The organism is Chryseobacterium sp. MYb264, from assembly GCF_035974275.1.
GTDB lineage: Bacteria > Bacteroidota > Bacteroidia > Flavobacteriales > Weeksellaceae > Chryseobacterium.
The window spans coordinates 3,026,668-3,046,973 of sequence record NZ_CP142422.1; the positions used below are offsets into that span (position 1 = coordinate 3,026,668).

A 20,306-nucleotide genomic window follows, 5' to 3' on the forward strand; every position below is an offset into this window, starting at 1 on the left:
GTTTCTATAAGTAAGACAACCGGAATTTCAATTCTATTACATCAAAAATAAAAAAACTTCAAAATAAATTGAAGTTTCTATTTTTTATCGAGAAGCTGTTTAAGATAAGCGATCTCAGAATCCTTGTCTTTCAACCGTTGTTCGTACTGTTCTATTAATTTTTCCGAGGCATTAATTGTTGCATAGTTTTGTGCTATTGCTACATCATTATTATTTTGATTTACCGTAATATTATCTCCACTTAGGAAATCAAGCACACTTACTTCCAAAACTTTGGCGATATCTTCCACCTGATGAAAATCGGGTTTACTTTTATCATTCTCAAAATTAGAATACGTTTTCTGAGAAACATTCAGTACTTCTGCAAGATATTCCTGGGTAAAGTTTTTATGTATTCTCGCTTTTTTCAGTTTTTCACCTAAAGTCATGGCGCAACAATATTTTTATCAAAATTACATAAAATTTTCTTTTAGAAAAAAAGTACGGAAAGCAGTAAATTTTTACTTCATTGTATCACTTATTTTTTCACACCTTTGTAGAGTTATAAAAAATTAATATATTTAACCCATAAAAAACAAATGCTTATGACGAAAAGATTTATTTCGCGGTTGTGTTTCTCAGCAGTCTTTACATTTCTTGTACAGTCTTGTGTACATGATGAGGTTAATTCCAATACCCTGGAAACAATTGAAGCCCCTTCTTCAGCATATGCCAGTAAAAGTCTCTGGAAAGAAGATGAAAAGTACATTAAAAATGTGATGAAAGTTTTTAATGAGTATGCTGATAGAAATTATTTCACTTCTAATTTTGGAACTGTATATTGGGATTATGCACTTACATTCGGGACTTTTAATGAGAGCTACCTGGAGGTACCTGTGATTAAAAACAATAAAGTAAGCTTCATCATGGTAGTCTACAGAGAAAATGACCGGGTATTTTTTAAAAGAAAAGAAGATACTGCTTCTGATGAGTTTTTTAACGCTTTAGTCTTTAATGACCGAAGTAAATACAAAATAGAAGCTAACAACGGTGCCTTAAATACTGCGGCGAAAGGCTGTATCTCTACTGTGACCACATGGACGTGGACCAATGAAGACGGAAGCGCAGGCCCTACTTTTCAATACACTACGATCTCCTGTACTCCTGTCGGGCCGAAATTACCCTGTCAATCTGTGGATCCTGACGATGCCAACTGTGGAGGGTCTGTGGGAAATAATCCGGGAGGTGGACCAGGCGGCGGCGGCGGATATCCGTATCCTTCACAAGTTCTCCATCCTTGTCAGAAAGGAAAAGATTTATTAGACCCCGCAAAAGGAAATGTTAAAACCCTCATTACCAACGGAATGTATAATTATATTAATAATAGTAGCACGGGAGAAGCAGGTATATATTTGAAGAAAGATAGTGCAGGAAATATTACGACTGAAGTGGCTCCCTATACAGCGGGTGCAGCATTAGCTATTCAAGCGGGAGGAACCTATTATAGCGCCATACATACGCATCCTACTGACACTTATCCTATGTTTTCATGGAGTGATATTTATGCATTATATACATTAGAAATGAAAGCTGCGTCTTATAATAATGGACAATCTAGTCTTACATTGGTCTGTCAGGATGATAATGGAGTAAAGCAAACGTATGTGATTATGTTTGAGAACATCGGGCAGTATATGGAAGATATATTTAATAACCCCGAAAATATTGGATGTACACATGAGCAAATTAAAAAACGAATGGATGCCACATTAAAAGAAAAATATGAAAAAGAATCAGAAAAAACTAATCCAGATTATGAAAGTATATTTTTACAAATGAATTTTGGAACTAATGTCGGCTTATATAAAGCAAATAGCGATATCACAGGATTTAGTAAATTGCAAATAGCATCTAATATACCCAATGCGCTAGTACAATCTATTAATTGTAATTAAAAACTTATGAAAAATATATATTTAGTTTTAATGATATTAATATCCATTATTACAAAATCACAAACTGTGATAGATATAAATGATACCACCTATTCAACTTTTAATAATACATATCATAATTATTATAAGAAAGATCTTAACAACTTGTTAGATCCCTTTCAGGGAACTTACATATATACTAGTGGGAATACTACGTTCAAAATAGTGTTAAAGAAAATGATAAAACAACCAGAAGGCCTACATCATGAAGATATGATTATTGGAGAATATCAATACCTGGTGAATGGGGTTGAAAAAGTGAATACTTTATCTAATTTGGATATAGCTTATTCTAATCAATTATTAAGACATGGTATTGCAGGTAATTCAATTATATCAAATATTAATAATAGAGTGTGGAAATGCCCGCAATGTAATCCAAATGAAAAAAGAGCACGCCTAACGATCACTGATGAACTAACTAACAGATATGCTGATATGTTTTTAAGAAGAACAGTAATAAATGGACAACAGGTATTGCAAATAAAAATAGCTAATACAGATACTGTCTCATATGATGTAGAGCATGAAAGCCCTCCAGCAAATTTTTCGTTACCACTAGGTGAATTTACAATGATAAAGCAATAAAAAATAAAAATACTGTTATTTTCGTCTATAGAGGGACTAATTGCAATGTAGGTTTTGGAGAAATTAAATTAAAAAAGATAAATTCAACTCAAATTTCTTGGCAATATCGTCCCAATGACATTGTAACTACAGCAGCTAAATGCCCTCCGACATTGGATACAAAAATCTATTTGCCTGAGGCAAAGGATTTGATTTTTACTAAACAATAAACAAAACCTCTTCGGAGGCATTATAAATAAAAAATATCATGAAAAAAATAATATCAGTTATCACGTTTGTCTTTAGCTTAATATATTGTAAGGCACAGGAACAGATATTTCCCTTAACAACGATGAACAACGAGCTTCCTCCCAACTCCTATATAAAAGATACGGAAAATCAATTACCTGTTTTTGAAGGAACTTGGAAGGGAACTTCAGATAATAAAACATTTACTGTTGTTTTTAAAAAGGTAAAATTCTTTGATACACTTGCACAAAAAAATCCTTACTACAAGGATATCCTTTGGGGCAAATTTCAATTAAAGGATGCAGAAGGAAAAATTCTTTTTGACAATCTGTCTGTTGAAGATCAATATTCAAAAATACAAGGTATGCGTATCCATCCTAGCGGAAAGTATGAATTAGTGTATATAGATCCTGAATTATGTAATAAAGTAGGACTTATTATGATGGGTTTTACAGGTCCTTCTAAAAAAGAATTGAAATTTAGATACAAAGATTACCCACAACCTTTAGACTCCAGTTGTTTTTATTTTGGCAAACCCGTTGATCAACAACCCGACCCGTTACCCAAAGAAATTATTTTGACAAAACAATAAAATCAAAAACCTCCAAATCTGGAGGTTTTTATCTTTTAATACGTATCAAAAATATGTTTCATAATCGCCTTATCCTTATCCGTCAAAGCAACTTTTCTTCTTGCCATTGCCTTTTCGGCGACTTCGTAGGCTTTGTCCAGTTTAAATTTTTCGTCACCTTTAAAACCTCCCCACGAGAAATTTTCAATTAAATTGGGAGGGAAACCTTCTTTAAAAATATTGGAAGCCACGCCCACAACCGTTCCTGTGTTCAACTGGGTATTGATGGCTGTTTTAGAATGGTCGCCCATAATTAATCCTGCAAACTGAAGACCGGTATCTTCGAACGCTTTTGTTCTGTAATTCCAGAGTTTTACATGACCGTAATTATTTTTTAAGTTGGAAGAATTGGTATCTGCACCGAAATTACACCATTCCCCAATCACAGAATTTCCGATGAAACCGTCGTGCCCTTTGCTGGAATATCCAAAAATAATAATGTTGTTCACTTCGCCTCCCACTTTACAATGCGGACCAATAGTGGTCGCACCGTAGATTTTTGAACCTAAATTAAACTTCGATTCTTCACCCAAAGCAATCGGACCGCGAAGATGACAGCCTTCCATTACTTCCGCATTTTTTCCGATGTATATTTTTCCGGTTTTGGTATTTAATGTAGAAAATTCTACCTGAGCGCCTTCTTCAATAAACAAATCTTTTTTATCTCCTAAAAATCCGTTGGTAGAAGAAAGCTCTTGTGAAATTCTATCTTTAGTCAGCAATTCAAAATCAAAATCGATCGCTTCTTTATTATAGGTAAAAAGGTCGGTTGGCTTTTTAAAGAAAACTAACTCTTCTTTGATATCGGTCATTTTCTCTATCTGATTCAGAGAAAAACCTTCCATATTGATTTTTGCCGCCACCAATTCATCTTCATAAACCAATGCTTCCCCTTGATTCAAGTCTTTTATTTGTTGAATGACCGTTTCTGTAGGTAAAAAGTTGGTCACCAAAAAAAGGCTTTCCTTTTTTTCAGGTTCTGCAAATTTATCCTGCAAATAGGTTTCTGTGAAAAAAGAAATTTCTGTATTCTCTAAAATTTTCTGCCATCTTTCGGAGAAAGTAAGAATTCCACAACGCATTTCTGCAACGGGGCGGGTAAAAGTAAGCGGAAGAAAATCTTCCCAATATTGTGCATCTGAAAATACTAATTGCATCGTTCAGTTTTATGTTTTAAGTTTAAAATTCAAAGTTTAAACAAAAATACAAATAAAATTTTCCTCAATTAGTTTAAATAAAGAACAATATCGAAACTTAAAATCAAATGGATCAGTTTCAAAACTTGGGGAGAAATTCTTTAGATATTTTTTTGCCACGAATGCGCGAATATTTTTATTTCCCACGGATAGCACAGATTTACCACGGATGATATCGTTGATTTTCTTTGTTTAACCTTTGCGGTCTTTTATAGGTAGAACGGTTTGGTGAGACTTAAAACGGGAATTGTTAAAAAACTTGGGTTGGCTTCGTGTTCAATATGTAAAGTGTAAGGAAAAGAATCTGTATCATTTGCAAAATCTGCGAGAGCAAAAAATTTCATCTTACATGATCTTAACTTTTTTGCCTAGTCCCCGACTTTTGTACTTGATCCATCATTTTCAACCTTAAGAAAGACAATCATACACCATTATAGAGATATCCTAAATTATTTTGATAAAAGAAGTACTAATGCTGCCGCTGAACCTTTCAATGCCAAGATAAAAAACTTCAGAATGCAACTCAGAGGAGTCAAAGATAGAAACTTCTTTATATTCAGATTAACCAAACTTTTTGCTTAGCCCCCAACTTTTGCGCCTGATCCGAAAAAATCTGCATCATTTGCAAAATCTGCGAGAGTAACAAAAAACGTTCTGATGAGTTAAACTTTTTGCTTAGTCCCCAATTTTTGCGCTTGATCCAATCAAATTAATTTAAAAAACGAAATCCTCAATAGAAGCGCATAAAAAAAGTCTTCCGAAAACCGAAAGACTTTTAATATTTTGAATATCAAAAAATTACTTAGCGAATTTTTTGTATTTGTTCATGAACTTATCAACTCTACCTGCAGTGTCAACTAATTTAGTTTTTCCTGTGTAGAAAGGGTGAGAAGTTGAAGAGATTTCCATTTTGATCAATGGGTACTCAGTTCCTTCAAACTCGATAGTGTCTTTTGTGTCTGCAGTAGACTTACATAAAAATACCTCGTCGTTACTCATATCTTTGAAAACAACAAGTCTATAATTTTCTGGGTGAATTCCGTTTTTCATAATACAATTTTAAAAATTAAAGTTTGCTTTCGAAATAGTAATGGTATTTCTTCTGCTAAATTTTAGGTTGCAAAAATACAATATTTTTTTAAAATTGCAAATAACCAATCAATAATTTTTTCTTCATAAGAAATTTGAAGTATTTTCGTTACATTTGAAATCTATTTAAACTTTAATTTCGATGAAATTCAAATTATTACTGGCCTTTTCTTTCTGGATGCTTCTTATGGCTGTATCCTGTAATAAGGATGACATTAGTTTTGATCAGCCTTCGCAGGAGCTAAGATTCTCAAGAGATACTGTTTTTTGTGACACTGTTTATCATCAGGTTCGTTCGGAAACCTATGCGGTAAAAGTTTTTAATAATGAAGATAAAGACATCATTATCCCAAGAATCAATCTTGAAAAAGGGGCGGCTTCTTTATATAAGATCAATGTAGACGGGAAACCGGGCTATGATTTTAAAGATGTTCCGTTAAGAAAAAAAGACAGTCTTTATATTTTTGTTGAAATTGCACCACAGGCCACAGGCCCGGAAGCCATTGCCGAAGATCGCGTGATTTTCACGAGCCCAGCGGGTCAGCAGCATGTGACTTTATTCTCAGTGGTTCAGGATGCTGAATTTTTCATCCAAACGCCTACCAATCCGAATGTTATCAGCAATCATACCGTATGGAAGAATGATAAAGCAAAAATTATTTATGGTAATTTAACCGTGGATGAAAATATTTCTTTAGATATAGAAGAAGGTACGAAAGTATATTTCCATAAAAACAGCGGAATGAAGGTTTCTGCAGGTGCATTTTTAAATATCAACGGAACGCTGGATAAAGAAGTTGTTCTTCGTGGCGACAGAAATGATCCTTATTATGATACGATTCCTAAAAACTGGAATTCTATTAAAATGGAAGCCGGTTCTAATTTAAATATGAACCATGCAAGACTTTTCGGAGGTACAAAAGGATTGGAAATGAAGCAAACCAACGCAATCATTAATAACTCTTTCATTCACACATTTCAGGAGTATGGTATTTATGCCGTGAATTCTACGGTAAATGCTAAAAACTTAGTAATGAACAATTGTGGGGAATCGTGTATCGGGATTTTCAGAGGTGGAAGTCACAGCTATACCCATTCTACGATTGCCAATTATTCTAAAATAATGAGCTCTTATAACCGAAACGGAATTTTCGCGACCAATGAATGGAAAAATGAAAGCGGACAAACCGAACAGGGCGCTTTGCAACAGCTGAACTTACTGAACAGCATCGTTTATTCTGACCGAGATAACGGAATCAACTTTGAACAAACACCGGGGCAATTATTTAATTTCTTCTTTCAGAATAGTTTAATTAAATATTCCAACACTTCGGAAGCAGGATTCCAGTTTGATAATAACCCGAGCAGCATTGTTCAGTGTTATAAAAATGAAGATCCTCAGTTTGTTAATTATTTTACGGCGAAATTGAATTTAAGGGTTAACCAGAATTCTTTTGCCCGAGGAAAAGGAAGTACAGCCATCGCAGGCACTGTTCCTACCGATATCGTGAATGTTTCAAGAACAACAAATCCTACTTTAGGAGCTTATCAATAAATGGAAATTACAAATCTGCAGCAACAAGTTGATGAATGGATAAAAACCATTGGCGTTCGTTATTTTAATGAATTGACCAATATGGCAATGCTCACGGAAGAAGTTGGAGAAGTGGCCAGAATTATCGCCAGAAGATATGGCGAACAAAGCGAAAAGGAAAGCGATAAGAGCAAAGACCTTGGTGAAGAATTGGCAGATGTACTTTTCGTTACGTTATGTTTAGCTAATCAAACGGGAGTCAATTTGCAGGACGCTTTCGATAAAAAAATGAAAATAAAAACTGATCGCGATAAAGATCGTCATCAGAATAATGAAAAATTGAAATAAGACAAAAGATATAAGATTTCAGATTCAAGACTTTAAAAATCTGAAATCTGATGTCTAGAATCTAAAATCTGAAGAATAATGAAGAAGCTAGAAAAATCAAAATTATTAGGAAATAAAACGGTACAGATCAGCGGTTCGAAAAGTATTTCGAATCGTTTGTTGATTTTGGAAAGTTTATTTAAAAACATAAAAATCGGAAATCTGTCGAATTCTCAGGATACCCAATTGCTGAAAAAAGCATTGTCTGAGAACACAGAAACCGTAGATATTCACCACGCCGGAACGGCGATGCGTTTCCTTACGTCTTATTATTCTATTCAGGACGGTAAAACGACAATTCTTACCGGTTCCGGAAGAATGAAAGAAAGACCTATCAAAAACTTGGTAACCGCCTTGCAAAATCTGGGCGTTGAAATAGAATATCTGGAAAATGAAGGTTTTCCGCCATTGAAAATCACGGGAAGAAAAATCACGCAAACAAGCGTTGATGTTCCTGCCAATATTTCGAGCCAGTTTATCACTTCACTTCTTTTGATTGCCGGAAAACTGGAAAACGGATTGGAAATAAACTTGGTTGGCGAAGTTACGTCAAGGTCTTATATTGAAATGACGCTGGATATTTTAACCAAATTCGGTATTAAAAACAGCTTCATCGGCAACACGATCAAAGTAGAATCAACCAGCAACCAGCAACCAGCAACCATTAACTATGAAGTAGAAAGCGACTGGAGTTCTGCTTCTTACTTCTACTCTATCGCGGCCTTGGGAAGAGAAACCATTCATTTAAAAAGCTTTTATCAGTCATCCACTCAGGGAGATTCTGCGATTGCTGATATTTATGAACAGTTTTTCGGAATTAAAACAATCTTTAATAAAGGCGAGCATCAATTAACGCTTCAGCCTGATCCTAATTTTCAGTTTCCTGAAAAGATTGTTTTGGATATGAATAACTGTCCGGATATCGCTCAAACCCTTTGTGTAACGGCAACAGCTTTGAAAATTCCTTTTGAGATTTCAGGATTGGGAACATTAAGAGTAAAAGAAACCGACCGACTTTTAGCGTTATATAATGAACTGAAAAAATTGGGCGCAGAAACTGAATTTACGGATTTAACCATTAAATCAATCAGCTTTAATGAGCCTGAAGAAAATATCATCATTAAAACCTATCAGGATCACAGAATGGCGATGAGTTTTGCTCCTTTTTGCCTGATTAAAGAATTACAGATTGAAGATGAAGATGTTGTGGAGAAATCTTATCCGATGTTTTGGGAAGATCTTTCAGGCATTTTCACGCATTAATTTAAAATAAAATCTATTCAAATTGATTTTAAATGTAACCACAAAAGAGGCAAAAGATATTCAGAAGAATAATTTTAGGAGACAAAAGTACTTAAAAGGACAAAATCAAAGATTGTAAAGACTTTTATGTTCTTTTGCCAGTTTAACGATAAACTTTAATAACATATCAAAAACTTTTGTGCCTTTTGTGGTTAAATAAAAGTATACTAATTAACACCAATTTCAATGACAAAGTATTTATTATTCCTGACCTTTCTGGTCCCGGTGTCTATTTGGGCACAATATCTTCTACCTAATGAAGAAATCGTTTATTCGTTTGAAACCAAAGCGGGTAAGAAGATGGTTTTGGCGAAAGACAAAAAAAATCAATATCTGCAATATCGCTTTGGAAGCAAAAGCAAAGTGGAAATGGAATTTCCTGCTGAAAGAACAAAATCCAGCTGGAAGAAATTCAAATACAAATCCTATATGAGAGGCGGAGGTAAGCAGAATTCGGGAATGGAACTGAATTACCTGACGTTTATCAATAAGGGCTATACATATCAGCTTCACAAAGCCTATTACGCAGAAGATGGCTCCTACTCCACCGGAATTACCATTACCGATGCCAAAGGCAAGGAGACCGATATTTCAGGAATTTACAAATCAATAAAAGGTTGTCTTTGTGATCTTCCAGATATAGGATTAGTTGAAATAGAAGATACGGGAGGTTTGTAATTTTATTAGCTAAACAGAATAAAAAAATGTAGTCTTTATTAATAAGGACTACATTTTTTTATTTGATTTAACTGCGAAAAGCACTGAAATTTTATAACCTATTTAAATTTCTTTTAACATTAAGAAGTTAAGATTGTTTTCCTTAAAGATCTTAATAAAAATCAATTTATGGATTTCTTAATCTTATTCAGCTTAAAGAGCTTAAAATCTTAATGTTAAAAAAAAGAATAAACAAAGTTTATTTTGATTAAGAAAATTTAGAACAAGCAATAAAAAGTCTTAAAATGCAATATTTATTATTTCTGAATTCCGTATGCCTTCATTATTTTATTGAAGATCTCGGTATTTTCAAACAATCCCGTAAACTCTTTTGAATTCGGACCATAGGCGAAAACACTCGAAGGAATAGAAGTATGATCGTTGGTACTGAAGTTTCCGAATATCCAACCGTCCTGCAGACTTCCGTCGAGAAGCGTTAATCCGCCTGTTTCGTGATCGCCAACGACAACTACCAAAGTTTCTCTATTCTCGTCAGCAAACTTCATCGCTTTTCCGACAACATGATCGAAATCTAGCAATTCAGTCACCAATTGTCCCAGATTATTGCTGTGACCGCCACCATCGGTTTGAGAAGCCTCGATCATCATGAAGAACCCGTTTTTATTGTCTTTCAGATTATTTAATGTAAGATCAAAAGCGTCTGAAAGCCAGTTTCCTCTTCCGTCCGTAATCCTTTTTGAAGCCAATGGATCGATCACCAGGGTTCTGTTTGCCATTTTATTCGCAGATTTCAAATCTTTATAGAAATCAATTTTAGCCTCTTTTATTTTCTGAGCATTTTCTGAAGTCAGACCACTTGTCGGGCCGCCGATCAGAATCTTTGTTTTAGAACTGATAAAGTCTTTTAAAATAGTTTCCGAACTGTTTCTGTTGTCCGAATGGGCATAAAAATCAGCTGGAGTCGCATCCGTAATATCTCCTGTAGAAATTAACCCTGAAACCATTCCCTTTTCAGCAATAATATCTGGAATCTGTGCTAAGGCTTTTCCAGCTCCGTCAACGCCTACAAATGTGTTTTTTGTTTTTACTCCTGTCGCAAAAGCCGTAGATCCGGGTGCAGAATCGGTAATATACGCGTTGGAAGAATTGGTTTTCGACAATCCGGTGGCTTTCATATTAAAGACATTCAGTTTCCCTTTATTAGCCGTAAAAGCAGCGTAATATTGAGGCAAAGAAGTACCATCCGGAATCAGAAGAATGACATTTTTCACTTTCTTAACCACTCCGTCTGTTTGGTAAGTGGGCGAATAAGTTTCGTAGTTTTTTGTATTCTTATAAAAATTTTTCGGAAGAGTTGTTAAGAATTTTTTCAGATCAGGAATATGATCGGTATTGATATAATCTACCCCCAGATCAATCAGATTAATCCATGCATTGGTAAAATCCGGAGCGCCATAGAAACGAATTGCCTTTTTTTGCGCATGAGCATTGTCCACCGTTTTTTTGATTGCTAAAGTTTCCTCGTCTCGCGGGATGCCTTTTCCGTTCCATTTAATAAAATCCTGAAGATCGGCACTGAACAATCCTACTCTTTTCAACTCATCAGCCGTATATTTTTGGTTGATATCGCCATCAAAATACAGATAATTGGGATAATTTTTAAAATCCGAAGGTTTCGGACGACCTCCCGTAATAACGATTTTAACGCTTGAACTGTTGGTGATTTCAGGATATTTCTTCAATATATCCGTCAAGGCAGCTAAGGTCGTTTTGTACTCCTGTTTAACATCAATCAACAATTGCAGTTTTTTATTGGCATCAGGATAAACGCTTCCTTTATTCAGTTTAATTTGTTTTGAAATATTATCCAGATAAAGACTTTCCAACGTTCTTTCTGCCGACAGTTCCTTTTCAGAATGAGCCACCCAAAGCTTACCTTTCACTAAAAAAACATCGGCTTCAATAGAACCGAAATCAGCATAATACGCTTCCCAAAACGGAACTTTTTGTTCGTAATCATTGTGTGAATGAGCGTTGTTTACGCTATAATTCAAATAATTCTGTGCCTGATTTTTAGAAAAAACAGCCAGAGCCAATAATGCCCAAATTTTTGCTTGCTTCATATTCTCTGTATAAAAAACCCTATCACTACAGAATTTTCAGTAGTGATAGGGTGTATATTAATAGTTTATATTCAATGTTTACCAACCTTCATTTTGCTTGATGATTCCGTGGCTGTTTACGATTTCTGCCTGCGGAACAGCCCACACATTGTGGATTGCCGGATTGAAATTTCTCGGAGCCCAAACCTGTTGATTGCTGCTTCCGTGAAGTGCCTGTGCGTACGTTGCCTGCGCATCGCCCCAACGGACAAGATCTCTATGTCTGTCGGACCACTCGCCTGCCAGTTCGCAACGTCTTTCATGCTTAAGATCGGCTTATGTGCAGCCATTTTTTGCAGGTAATCCGGCGCGGGTTCTGATCATATTAATTTCAATATCTGCATTTTGTCCCAGCATGATTTTAGCTTCCGCTTTGATCAGAATAACCTCAGCATACCGCATGATCGGAACCGAAAGATCAGTACACGGATAATCTCCGTTGGCACTTACATGGCCGCTGCTTAAAGGATATTTAAAAGCATCCATGTATTTGTTGAACTGATAGCCCGTTAATGAATTCGTAGAAGTATAGGTTCTCTGCGTTCCGTTAAAAGTAAATGTATCTCCCAACCTCAGCAAAGTCGTACTTCTCCTTTTATCATTGGCCTCAAACTCATCATACAACTCTTTTGTTGGCTGAAAATATCCCCAGCCGTTATATTCCCCCCAACCTTTATTTTCCAGCATTACTCCAGGAAGAATACTTCCCCAAGAGGTAAATTTCGGAGTCCCTGGAATAGACCAGATATATTCTGTACTGTAATTATTTTCAGATTTAAAAACATCGGCATAGTTGGCAAGTAAAGCTCTTCCGCCCTGCGTCATCACTTCATTGGCGTAATATTCTGCATTCTGATAATCTTTCATAAAAAGATATACTTTAGCCAATAATGCCCAAGCCGCCGCTTTGTGAGGTCTGCCGTAATCTTTGGCAGGAAGTTCTTCCTGTTTTGGCAGTAAATCCGCTGCCTGTTTCAGATCATTAACGATGTAATTGTAATTGGTCATCACATTCGCCGCTCTCGGAATTGGGTTAGGATCTGGCTCCTGAGTTCTGTCAATGATCGGAACACCTGCTTTTTCATTCCCATAATTTGAAGCCAGTTCAAAATACATTCTGCTGCTCATGAATAAAGCTTCACCCAGATATTTATTTCTAACCGCTGTTGAAGTCTGAATATTATCGATATTTCTGATCACACGGTTGGCCACACCAATAACCGTGTACCTTTTATTCCATTGCGTTTCCAGATCACCTGCTGCGATATAGTTGCTGCTAAAGTTTTTAGCATTATCAGCCTCACTTCTCGCTCTTCCCGTCACCATATCATCACTCGCATTGATGAACCAGAACAACCCTCTTCCGTAAAATTCACTGTCGAATAAAGGTTTATACATCGCGTTAGCTCCCGTAATCAAATCGTTTTCTGTTTTCCAGAAACTGGCTTCTGTAGGCGTGCCTTCCGGCTGAACATCTAGTTCGCTGGTACAAGATAAAAGCGTGGCTGCCAATCCTGTTGCTATGATTATTTTTTTGAAATATTTCATCTTTTTTTGTTTTAAATCATTATTAAATTATAATCCCGCTTCAATTCCAAAAATAAACGAACGCGCCTGAGGATATCTTCCCGTATCTACTCCATAAGAATCCATTCCCACTTCAGGATCGAAACCTGTATATTTTGTAATGGTGAAAAGGTTGTTGGTCGTTACATAAATTCGTAATCTGTTGACATTTATTTTCTTGTAAAGATCTTTAGGCAAAGAATAGCCGATGGTAAGGTTTTTCAATCTCAAATAAGATCCGTCTTCCACATAAAAATCTGAAACTTTAGAATAGTTCCCGCTTGGGTCACCATGCATCAGCATCGGAATATCTGTATTGGTATTTTGCGGCGTCCAGGCATTCAGAATATCTCGGTCCATATTATAATTTTGTCCTGTTCCACCTGGGTTTAACGAAACGAATTTCATCCCGTTAAAGATTTTATTTCCGTAAACGCCCTGAAGGAAAATATTCAGATCAAAATTCTTCCACGTCATGTTGTAAGACAATCCGTAAGAGAATTTAGGATAAGGATTTCCCAAGTTGACCATATCGTTATTGTTCAGTATTCCTACGTTTCCGTCTTTTTTAAGGAATTTAATATCTCCCGGTTTTGCATTAGGCTGAATTAAATTTCCATTAGCATCTTTGTAATTATTAATTTCCTCCTGAGATTGGAAAATTCCGGCTGTTTTGTAGCCATAATAAGAATATAAGGATTCACCGGTTCTGATGCGGGTAGGTTTCAAGACCCCTCTCACGCCATTGGTATTGATGAAAATCTCGTCTACATCCGCCAATTGCTTCACCGTATTTTTTAGTTGACTAAAAATTGCACCTACTGAATAGGTAAAATCACCTTTGCTTTTGCTGTTGTAATTAATTCCTAATTCATATCCTTTATCCTGAAACAAACCAGCATTGATGTACTGACTAAGATAGGTCGCTGTACTTGGAAGGCTCACATTAAAGATCTGATCTTTTGAGTTTTTAACGAAATAATCAAACTGCAAAGACAAACTGTTTTGTAAAAATGAAGCATCAACCCCGAAATCGGTCTGTTCAGATTTTCCCCATTTCAAATTAGGGTTTGGTCTTATTGTAGCGTAATAGGCAATATTCTGAGAAGGATCTTGTCCGAAAATAATATTGTTATCTCTGATCATTAAAGGATTAACCGACTGTGGAGAAATTCCGCCAAGATTTCCCAAGATACCGTAGCTTCCTCTTAATTTTAAGTTGGAAAGCCAAGAAACATCATTCAAGAAATTTTCTTTAGACACGACCCAAGCTCCCGAAACCGAATAATAATTAGCAAAACGATTCTGCTTGGCAACTAATGAAGAACCATCTCGTCTTCCCAATACACTCAAAATATATTTTCCAGCGTAATCGTAATTTACTCTCGCTAAATACGAAACTAAAGCATTTTGATAACGGTAGCTGGAAGCTTCTCTATTGGTATCAGCTGCATTTTGAAGGTGTTGAAAAACCTCAGCTTCACTTCGGAAATCGTATGTTTTTGCTGTAAAGCCTTCTTCAATATTTTTCTGGAAGGTAAAACCAGCCAGGAAATCAAAATTATGTTTACCCGCTGATATTTTATAGGTAAGGAGCTGCTCGGCAAGAGCGGTTGAAGAATTATTCGACTGATATTCCAGATTATTGGTATCAAAAATTTTCCCTACTTCCAATACTCTGTAAGTAAAATTCTTTACGTTCCCCAGTTTAAAACTTTGTGAAAAGTTGGATCGGAATTTTAAGTCTTTCGCTAACGTAATTTCAGCATAAGGATTAATTAAAATTTCATGAGTAGGGTTTCTGATGCTGATTCTTTTAAGATAAGCCACCGGATTGATCATATCTCCGTAACCACCCGCCACGCTGATCGGTAATCCTGAATAAGCTCCCGTTGGAGTATACACCGGCACATTGGGCGGATAGTACATCGCCGCAATCAAAGCTCCCGTGTAGCCACTTTGAGTATCTGCGGTATTTCCATCGGAATAATTATAATACATATTTTCCCCGATCGTTAACCAGTCTTTCACCTTATGTTCTGAATTTACTCTGAAATTATATCGTTTTGCCTGTGTATTCAATAAGATTCCTTCTACATTTCTGTGGTTCATTCCCACAAAGAATTTCGATTTCTCGCTTCCTCCGCTTAAATTCACATTATATTCCTGAAGTGTTCCCGTTCTGAAAATCTCGTTCATCCAGTCCGTTCTTGTCACTCTTCCGTCGGGATATTTTTCTGCGTTAAAGGCCAATGGTAAACTGCTCAGCTTTCCTGCATTTTCAAAAGCGGCATGCATCACGTCCTGAAATTCAGCCGCGTTTAATGATTTTTTCAGCCTCCAGGCCTGGTTGATTCCGTATTTAACATCAAAATCAACCGTTAAAGTTCCTTTTTTTCCTCTTTTAGTCGTAATTAAAATAACCCCTCCGGAAGATCTTGCTCCATAAATGGCAGCAGAAGCATCCTTCAGCACAGAAATATCCTGAATATCATTCGGATTGATGGATGGCGTTCCGTTGAAGACAACTCCGTCAATAACATACAGAGGAGATTCTCCGTTAATACCTCCCAAACCACGAATATTCACCCTTGGGGTACCATTCGGATCTCCACCTTCATTCACCACCGTAACACCGGGAGCTTTACCCTGAAGTACCTCTCCGACTCCTGATAAAGATCTTGAACTGAGTTTGTCTAATGATGCTTCTGTAACGGCTCCTGAAATTTTGCTTTTCTTTTGCGTTCCATAGCCTACCACAACTACCTCGTCTATAGATTTCTCTTTTACGCTGTCCTGCTTTTGCTGTGAAAGCGTGAGTGTAGAAACTGAAACTGCGCTTAACAACAGCGCACGACCTGTGAAATAAGATAGAGAAACAGGCATTTTAAGTACATTCATATCACCTCTTAATTAAGACGCAAAAATAGACTGCATCATCTCCTATCTTCATGAATGTTCTCTTATCCTTTTATTAAAAAACCATTAACAAAAATCTCGTGAAAACCCGTAAATACGATGATTTTCAGCATTTTTACCTTTTAACAAATCATTAATTCATACAGAACCCATTAAGAATTTATTATGTTTTAAAATAATACTTACACGAACTTAGCCTTACGATTCAAATTGATGACGGGAAGAGGAAATTTTTTCTCAAAGTATGATCCTATCATATATTCATATGACTCGCTATTAAATATCTCTATAAGGTTTCCATTCACTATGATCGTTTCACGTACCTGCTATTATTTCTTTTAATTTATTAAAAAATATCACCAATATTAGTTGATTTAAGTTGTTCTATTGCAAAAATCCATTCATAATATAATGGGTTCACACAAAAGTAGCCAATCTGTTATTGTTTTGTCAATATAATATCTTTAGGAAAATTAAAAGGCCAGTCTTGTCCCTGTACCATTATCTGATTATAGTATGGACAAGATTCGTCAATCCCGTGCGGATTATATTCATAATGAAGCTTCATCTGTGTTTTTTGTGCATCAAGGAAAGTAATATCTACATTAGCCGTTTTATTACACATATTTTTAGGCTGAAATAATAAATATTTCTGAGCAAAGTTTTTATACTGACCGAAAATACCTAAAAATTCAGAGGATGTTTCATTAAAGTTTGAAATCCTGTCAATCTCAACAGTTCCATTTTAAGAAATTATTTTGCGTTCCGCTACTATTTGATCAGAATCAAAATAATTACCATTGCTCATCGTAAACCTTTTCTTTACTTTTCTCAATTGCAGATATAAAATTTTCCCTTTCCATGTTCCTTTCCATGTTCCTTTCCATGTTCCAATATATTGATTTAGTTCCCCATCTAGATCTTTATAGTAATCTCCATTAGAATAATCGATTTTACTTGCATTCAAAGGAAATATTTGCTGTGCAAAAATTAAATTAACATTTAAAATTAGTAATATAATTGATATTTTTTTCATAAGTAAAATAAAGCCTCATTTCAGAGGCTTTACCATTATTGTTTTGTCAATATAATATCTTTAGGAAAATTAAAAGGCCAGTCTTGTCCCTGTACCATTATTTGATTATAGTATGGACAGGATTCATTAATCCCGTGCGGATTATATTCATAATGAAGTTTCATCTGTGTTTTTTGTGCATCAAGAAAAGTAATATCTACATTAGCATTTTTATTACACATATTTTTAGGCTGAAATAAAAGGTATTTTTGAGAAAAATCTTTATACTGACCGAATATTCCATTAAACTCTGGAGCATTCTGATCAAAATTACTAATTCTATCAACTTCAATAGACCCATTGTACGATACTATTTTGCGTTCACCAACTATTTTATCGATATCATAATAATTATTATCATTTCCTGTACGTCGTATTTTCACCTTTTTTAGTTGTAGATATAAAGTTTTTCCCTCCCAAGTTCCTTTCCAGGTTCCAACATATGGATTAAGTTCTCCATCTAAATCTTTATAGTAAGCCTTGTTAGGTCTATCAATTTTTGACGCATTTAATGGAAATATCTGTTGTGCGAAAATTGAGCTTGTATAAGCTATGACTAGGATAATTAATATCTTTTTCATTATATATATTTTTTTTATGGACAATTGGGGGTTGATAAATTATTTCCGTTCAGGGTTAATTGTTTACTGTTTCCATCACCATCAGTTTCATAGAGCTTAGCTCCACTGATGTTCATATGTTCTTTCATAAATTTTAGAAATCCCTTCTGTAGATCAACTGATGAAATATTAGCATTACCAATATTCTCTACATAAATCGAGTTTAAAGCATCAATTTGTGCACCAGTAAACATACTTAAGTTAGCAACATTAATTCCGTCTCCTCTAAGCTGATATACTCCACTACTGGTAATCACAGAAAGAAACACGTCACTCAAGGGAATGTTATTGGCTTGTGCATTCTTAAGAAGTTGAATAAACAAATTAATATCACCTGGTGAAAATATTGGAACTAAACCGTCGTAATGAGAATGCATAATCCCGTGGGTTGTATTAAATATTTTAAAATCAAGTTCGCTTGTTCCCGGTTTATTACTCAGTTCCTGATACTGAGTTCCTGTTTGTCCGGAACCTGAAACGGGGCTTCCCACTCGGTAACCACTTTCGGAGGTATTTTCAGTCTTTTTTTTCAGGTCATTAATCTTATCCTTAAAGTTTTTATCTGCATTTTGCATTTTCAGCTTAGCACATGGATTTTGCTGCGTTGGTGGCTGAACACCCCCTCCTGCTCCAGGACCTCTAGGTCCTCCGCAATTTCCAAATGCACCGCAAGGACCTCCAGGAAGTCCCGGAAAAGGTGTTACCGGCTTGGGGATGGTAATGGTAACTCCCGGAATATTTCCATTTCCAAAGCAGGGTCCTCCCGGCGGCCCAGTACCATCAGGACATTCATTCCTGCTAGCCATTTCTCGCGAATAGAACGGCTCAAAAAATCTTTTTACCGGCGCATACTCGTTTCCACTCAACTCTGAAAATCGAACATAGGTTTCATCCTGCTCTACAATCCCCATGAGTAAAGTTTCAATTTTTCCATCCTTTATCACAGGATAGATAATCGCCTTATCCGTACTTCCGTAATCGATCACCGGAGTGTGGACATTAAAATCTACAAAATAATCTTTAGCAAAAGGGCTGCTTTTATTAGCATCGACGTAACTTTTATACAAGTCTGCAAATGCAACAGCATAATCCTTTTTTCCTGGATCGCTGAAAATATAAAATTTTTCAGGGGGTAATGGTTGATCAGCAAAGTCATTCTCTGAATGACAACCGAATAATAGACTACAAGCTGCAATGACCAGCAGCTTGTAGACGAAATTAAAATTCATCATATATTAAAAATTGTATTTTTTTCAAAAATATAAAAAAACACAACAAATAGATTGTGTTTTTCTTAGATTTTTAAATTTTATTTTTAATCGTTATAAATAAGAATAAATTCATTTTTCTTTTTTTACATTTGCTAAAAATTAACAAGAAACGTATTATAGAAGAATTCAAGATCACCATTGATATTGAAATCTGCAAAACATATAATTCTAACAGCGTATAGTACATGACAATAATCATCACAGGAACCTCATCAGGAATCGGTTTCGTATTAGCAGAATATTTCGGAAAGAAAGGCCATAAAGTGTATGGTCTGAGCAGAAAACACACCGAAAGCCAGTATTTCCAATCTATTCCGACGGATGTTACAGATAATGAAGCGGTTCAGAATGCCATTGCCGAAGTATTAAAGACTGAAACCAGAATTGATGTTTTGATCAACAATGCAGGAATGGGAATGGTAGGCGCGGTGGAAGATTCAACAAAAGAAGATATTCTGAAATTATTCAACTTAAATTTGGTTGGAGCTGTGCAGATGATGAGTGCCGTGATGCCGAAAATGCGTGAACATCAATTCGGACAGATTATCAATGTTTCAAGTATAGGAAGTGAGATGGGACTTCCTTTCCGCGGATTTTATTCTGCTTCAAAATCTGCTTTGGACAAAGTAACGGAAGCCATGAGATATGAAGTCTACCCTTGGAATATTCACGTTTGTTCGCTTCATTTGGGGGATATTAAAACCAATATTGCTGAAAACAGAGTAAAAACACACGTTTCTGAACCTTACAAAAATGTGTTCGATAAAGTATATGCTTTAATGAACTCTCACGTAGGCGACGGAACTGAACCTTTGGAAGTTGCAGAATATGTAAATACCCTTTTAACCAAGAAGAAGTGGAAGGCACATTATTATTTCGGAAAATTCGGGCAGAAGATCGGAGTTCCTTTGAAATGGATTCTTCCGCAGGGAACTTATGAGAATCTGATGAAGAAATACAATAAAATGAACTAGTTTCAGTTAAACGTACTAAGTTTTACTTTTTATAAATTAATTAAAAATAAAACAGCACTTTTGTCATTCCTTAGGAATTTCGGCAAAGAGTTTAACAGAAATCGTTTAGATTC

At 35.6% G+C, this 20,306-nt stretch carries 18 protein-coding genes and 2 pseudogenes; 9 read left to right on the forward strand and 11 right to left on the reverse strand.

The window, feature by feature from the left end; translation table 11 throughout:
- Positions 1-77: 77 nt before the first annotated feature.
- Positions 78-428 carry a helix-turn-helix domain-containing protein gene (locus tag VUJ46_RS13005; protein ID WP_326981185.1) on the reverse strand — a complete coding sequence of 117 codons (351 nt, stop codon included), beginning with the start codon at positions 426-428 and terminating at the stop codon, positions 78-80.
- Positions 429-584: 156 nt separating this feature from the next.
- Between VUJ46_RS13005 and VUJ46_RS13010 the strand changes: the two genes are divergently transcribed.
- The 3 genes from VUJ46_RS13010 (at position 585) to VUJ46_RS13020 (ending at position 3,381) form a co-directional block, all read left to right on the forward strand.
- Positions 585-1,934: a hypothetical protein gene (locus tag VUJ46_RS13010; RefSeq protein WP_326981186.1), complete on the forward strand. Its 1,350-nt coding sequence runs from the start codon at positions 585-587 to the stop codon at positions 1,932-1,934.
- Between the two features lie 6 nt (positions 1,935-1,940).
- Entirely contained in the window at positions 1,941-2,561 is a 621-nt protein-coding gene (locus VUJ46_RS13015) for a DUF6705 family protein (protein WP_326981187.1), read from the forward strand.
- A gap of 247 nt (positions 2,562-2,808) precedes the next feature.
- Positions 2,809-3,381, forward strand: coding sequence for a DUF6705 family protein (locus tag VUJ46_RS13020; RefSeq protein WP_326981188.1), 573 nt, complete (start codon positions 2,809-2,811; stop codon positions 3,379-3,381).
- A 35-nt stretch (positions 3,382-3,416) separates the two neighbouring features.
- On the opposite strand, the gene VUJ46_RS13025 is transcribed toward VUJ46_RS13020, so the two are convergent.
- The gene (locus tag VUJ46_RS13025; protein ID WP_326981189.1) at positions 3,417-4,577 is read right to left on the reverse strand and encodes a GlmU family protein; all 1,161 of its coding nucleotides are present in this window, start codon (positions 4,575-4,577) and stop codon (positions 3,417-3,419) included.
- A 248-nt stretch (positions 4,578-4,825) separates the two neighbouring features.
- Positions 4,826-4,960 carry a hypothetical protein gene (locus tag VUJ46_RS13030; RefSeq protein ID WP_326981190.1) on the reverse strand — a complete coding sequence of 45 codons (135 nt, stop codon included), beginning with the start codon at positions 4,958-4,960 and terminating at the stop codon, positions 4,826-4,828.
- A 61-nt stretch (positions 4,961-5,021) separates the two neighbouring features.
- On the opposite strand from VUJ46_RS13030, the pseudogene VUJ46_RS13035 reads away from it, so the two are divergent.
- Positions 5,022-5,198 (forward strand): annotated as a pseudogene (locus tag VUJ46_RS13035) (transposase); the annotation flags it as partial.
- Between the two features lie 216 nt (positions 5,199-5,414).
- On the opposite strand, the gene VUJ46_RS13040 reads toward VUJ46_RS13035, so the two are convergent.
- The gene (locus VUJ46_RS13040) at positions 5,415-5,666 is read right to left on the reverse strand and encodes a type B 50S ribosomal protein L31 (RefSeq protein ID WP_034678914.1); all 252 of its coding nucleotides are present in this window, start codon (positions 5,664-5,666) and stop codon (positions 5,415-5,417) included.
- A 181-nt stretch (positions 5,667-5,847) separates the two neighbouring features.
- Here VUJ46_RS13040 and VUJ46_RS13045 point away from each other — a divergent pair, with 181 nt between their 5' ends.
- The 4 genes from VUJ46_RS13045 (at position 5,848) to VUJ46_RS13060 (ending at position 9,606) form a co-directional block, all read left to right on the forward strand.
- Positions 5,848-7,260, forward strand: coding sequence for a hypothetical protein (locus VUJ46_RS13045; protein WP_326981191.1), 1,413 nt, complete (start codon positions 5,848-5,850; stop codon positions 7,258-7,260).
- Positions 7,261-7,587: a nucleotide pyrophosphohydrolase gene (locus tag VUJ46_RS13050; protein WP_225690424.1), complete on the forward strand. Its 327-nt coding sequence runs from the start codon at positions 7,261-7,263 to the stop codon at positions 7,585-7,587.
- Between the two features lie 78 nt (positions 7,588-7,665).
- The gene (locus tag VUJ46_RS13055; protein ID WP_326981192.1) at positions 7,666-8,889 is read left to right on the forward strand and encodes a 3-phosphoshikimate 1-carboxyvinyltransferase; all 1,224 of its coding nucleotides are present in this window, start codon (positions 7,666-7,668) and stop codon (positions 8,887-8,889) included.
- Positions 8,890-9,114: 225 nt separating this feature from the next.
- Positions 9,115-9,606 carry a hypothetical protein gene (locus tag VUJ46_RS13060; RefSeq protein WP_326981193.1) on the forward strand — a complete coding sequence of 164 codons (492 nt, stop codon included), beginning with the start codon at positions 9,115-9,117 and terminating at the stop codon, positions 9,604-9,606.
- A 296-nt stretch (positions 9,607-9,902) separates the two neighbouring features.
- On the opposite strand, the gene VUJ46_RS13065 is transcribed toward VUJ46_RS13060, so the two are convergent.
- The 7 genes and pseudogenes from VUJ46_RS13065 to VUJ46_RS13095 form a co-directional block, all read right to left on the reverse strand.
- The gene (locus tag VUJ46_RS13065; RefSeq protein ID WP_326981194.1) at positions 9,903-11,729 is read right to left on the reverse strand and encodes an alkaline phosphatase; all 1,827 of its coding nucleotides are present in this window, start codon (positions 11,727-11,729) and stop codon (positions 9,903-9,905) included.
- Between the two features lie 78 nt (positions 11,730-11,807).
- Positions 11,808-13,316 (reverse strand): annotated as a pseudogene (locus VUJ46_RS13070) (RagB/SusD family nutrient uptake outer membrane protein).
- Positions 13,317-13,343: 27 nt separating this feature from the next.
- Positions 13,344-16,235 carry a SusC/RagA family TonB-linked outer membrane protein gene (locus tag VUJ46_RS13075; protein ID WP_326981195.1) on the reverse strand — a complete coding sequence of 964 codons (2,892 nt, stop codon included), beginning with the start codon at positions 16,233-16,235 and terminating at the stop codon, positions 13,344-13,346.
- 457 nt (positions 16,236-16,692) lie between these two features.
- Positions 16,693-16,878 (reverse strand): hypothetical protein, encoded by a 186-nt coding sequence (locus VUJ46_RS13080; RefSeq protein ID WP_326981196.1) that lies wholly within the window; start codon positions 16,876-16,878, stop codon positions 16,693-16,695.
- A gap of 120 nt (positions 16,879-16,998) precedes the next feature.
- Positions 16,999-17,289: a DUF6705 family protein gene (locus VUJ46_RS13085; protein ID WP_326981197.1), complete on the reverse strand. Its 291-nt coding sequence runs from the start codon at positions 17,287-17,289 to the stop codon at positions 16,999-17,001.
- A 35-nt stretch (positions 17,290-17,324) separates the two neighbouring features.
- Positions 17,325-17,909, reverse strand: a complete 585-nt coding sequence (locus tag VUJ46_RS13090) for a DUF6705 family protein (protein WP_326981198.1) — start codon at positions 17,907-17,909, stop codon at positions 17,325-17,327.
- Between the two features lie 14 nt (positions 17,910-17,923).
- Positions 17,924-19,180, reverse strand: a complete 1,257-nt coding sequence (locus VUJ46_RS13095) for a hypothetical protein (RefSeq protein ID WP_326981199.1) — start codon at positions 19,178-19,180, stop codon at positions 17,924-17,926.
- A gap of 224 nt (positions 19,181-19,404) precedes the next feature.
- Here VUJ46_RS13095 and VUJ46_RS13100 point away from each other — a divergent pair, with 224 nt between their 5' ends.
- Entirely contained in the window at positions 19,405-20,193 is a 789-nt protein-coding gene (locus VUJ46_RS13100; protein WP_326981200.1) for an SDR family oxidoreductase, read from the forward strand.
- The last annotated feature ends 113 nt before the right edge of the window (positions 20,194-20,306 follow it).